Source organism: Streptomyces nanhaiensis (assembly GCF_046614825.1).
GTDB lineage: Bacteria > Actinomycetota > Actinomycetes > Streptomycetales > Streptomycetaceae > Streptomyces > Streptomyces radiopugnans.
The window spans coordinates 1-2,804 of sequence record NZ_JBKJFM010000303.1 but is presented as its reverse complement, the minus strand read 5'-3'; the positions used below and the strand labels follow the sequence as shown (position 1 = coordinate 2,804).

Here is a 2,804-nt window from a genome sequence, read left to right as displayed (position 1 = left end):
GCGTCCGGAGGGTCCTACACGGCGGTTGTGCGGGTGGGCGGCTGGAAGCAGATGACCGTGACCCAGGCCGCGCAGGCGGTGCAGGAGTCCGGCTATCCGGATGCCTACGCCCAGTGGGGGCCGCTGGCGACCGCGCTGGACGAGCTGTACGGCGGCGGCCGCGGCGAGGGCAGCCGTGGGGAGCTCACCGGCCCGGGAGGGGGCGGCGGGCGGGAAGCCCCGTATCCCGGGGTGCGGGAGTGGTCCGAGGAACTGGCCGCGCTGTTCGGGCCGGGCATCCGGGAGGAGGTGCTGGCGGCGGCCGCCGCGTCGGGCCGCGGGGACGTCCTGGCCGAGCTGGACGCGGACAGCGTACGGCCCTCGGTGGACCTGCTGCGCACCGTGCTGCGGCACGCGGGCGGACTGCCCGAGGCCCGGCTGGCCGCGCTGCGCCCGCTGGTGCGGCGCCTGGTCGACGCGCTGACCCGGCAACTGGCCACCCGGCTGCGCCCCGCCCTGCACGGCACGTCCCTGCCGCGTCCCGGCAGACGCCCCGGCGGCGGCCTGGACCTGCCCCGCACGCTGCGGGCCAACCTGGCGACCGCCCGCCGCGGCCCGGACGGCACGGTGCGGGTGATCCCCGAGCGCCCGGTCTTCCGCACCCGGGGGCGGCGGGCCGCCGACTGGCGGCTGATCCTGGTCACGGACGTGTCGGGGTCCATGGAGGCGTCCACGGTGTGGGCCGCGCTGACCGCCTCGGTACTGGCCGGGGTGCCGACGCTCTCCACCCACTTCCTGGCGTTCTCCACCGAGGTCATCGACCTCACCGGGCACGTGGACGACCCGCTGTCGCTGCTGCTGGAGGTCAGCGTGGGCGGCGGCACCCACATCGCCGCGGGACTGCGGCACGCGCGCGAGCTGGTCACCGTGCCCTCGCGCACCCTCGTCGTGGTCGTCAGCGACTTCGAGGAGGGCCATCCGCTCGGCGGCCTGCTCGCCGAGGTCCGCGCGCTGGTCGGAGCCGGCTGCCACGTCCTGGGCTGCGCGAGTCTCGACGACACCGGCCGGCCCCGCTACTCCACGTCGGTCGCCGGCCGGCTCGTCGACGCGGGCATGCCCGTCGCCGCCCTCAGTCCGCTCGAACTCGCCCGCTGGGTAGGGGAGAAGATCTCATGAGCCAGGGCCTGCCCCCGGTCGCCCCGTCCGTCACCGCCGAACTCGTCGAAGCGCTCCCGCCCCGGCTCCGCGGGCGGCTGGACGCGGGCGTCGCCAAGCTCGCGGCGCGTCCGGCCGTCCGTGAGGGCGACACCGTGCGGATCGCCGTCGACGACGAGACCGACGTCGTACTGCACGCACCCGGTGGAACGGTGACCGGTGTGGACGCGATCCGCTGCGGGTGCCTGCTGGCCCCCGGCTGCCTGCACCGCGCGGCGGCGGCCGCGGCCGCGCCGGTCGCCGGTGACACCCCGGCCCCGGAGCCCGCCGAGGCCGGAGAAGCCGGAGAGGCCCGGAAGGAGGAAGGACAGCCGGAGGAGACGGAGGCCGCCACCGCCACCGCCGGGCAACGCGCCGCCGCACGGGCGGTGTTCGACGCGGCCGCCGCCGTCCTGGAAGCCGGCACGGACGGCGCCGGCGCGGTACTCCAGGCGGAGCTCCTGCGCGCCGCGCACACCGCCCGCCTCGCCGGCCTCCCGCGGGCCAGTGCCGCGGCGGTCTCCGTGGTCACCGGGGTACGCGCGGCCCGCTCCGCCGACCCCGCGTACCGACTGGCCGACCTCGCCGCCGCGCTGACCGTCCTCCTGGGCACCGCCCACCGCCTCCCGCACGCCACCGGCCCGGACCTGGCCGAACTGCGCGGTACGGTCCGGCAGCCGTACCGCCCGGACGGCTCGCTGCGCCTGTACGGGCTCTTCTGCGAGCCCGTCCTCACGGCGACCGGCTACGCGGGCGCGGTCACCTGGACCGCCGACGCGGACGGGCGCCTGTACACGGTCTCGGACGTGGCGCCGGGCGGGCCCGCCCGGGCGACCGGCGCCGCCGACCTGGCCGTACGGATCGGCGACACCGCCCTGACCCACCGTGAGCTCTCGCGGGCGGGGCTGGCCGTGTCCGGCGCCACCGTCTCCCCGGCGGGCCGTCTGGGTGCGGGGGCCGGAGTGCGGGCGGTCCGCGCCTCCGGCGCCGCCTGGCGCGGAGAGCCGCTGGACAGGCTGTGGGCCGTGCCCGCCGCCGAGCAGGTGGCCCGGGCGCTGAACGGCGGACGGGACCTGCTGTTCCTCGAGGTGACCGTCACGGGCACGGCGCGGGAGACGGCGGGCGACTGCCTGCTGGCCGACTGCGCGGGCCTTCCCCTGCGGCTGGCCGCCGCCCACGACGATCCCGCGCTCCCCTGCCGCGACAACCTCCGCCTGCTCGCCGCCGCCGTGGGCAGCCGGCTGCGGATCGTCGCGCGCCTGGTGCCCGGACCGCTCCCCCGCGCCCTGCTGCTCGCCGCCGAGCACCCCACCGACCCCGCCGCCCGGGTGGACCTCGGCCTGGACCGCCTCCAGCACGCGGACCTGCCCGCCGGGGCGGTCGCGCCACAGCCCCCGGCCGTCCCCGCCGGGGACCGCGACGCCACCGCCCCGCTGCACCTGCTGCGCCGCCGCGTCCACCAGGCGGTGTCGGGAGGCCGCCGTGTCCTCGCCTTCACGGGGAGCGGGTCGTCCGGGGCGGCGGCGAAGAGCCGCACAGTGTAGTGGAGGTGGGACAGGTGACGGCGCTCCTGGAGAGAGACCAGCATGTCGGCGAGGAGTTCGCCGTGCCCCGCGCCCAGCGCGTTGATC

The 2,804-nt window shown here is 78.1% G+C and carries 2 protein-coding genes; both read left to right on the top strand.

From position 1 onward, the window contains the following. Window positions 1-1,155 (top strand): vWA domain-containing protein (locus tag ACLIYP_RS30095; RefSeq protein ID WP_412716245.1); only part of this gene is annotated, 1,155 nt, incomplete at its 5' end. Continuing rightward, entirely contained in the window at window positions 1,152-2,717 is a 1,566-nt protein-coding gene (locus ACLIYP_RS30090) for a hypothetical protein (protein ID WP_412716244.1), read from the top strand. The genes ACLIYP_RS30095 and ACLIYP_RS30090, both read left to right, overlap by 4 nt. Window positions 2,718-2,804 lie beyond the last annotated feature (87 nt).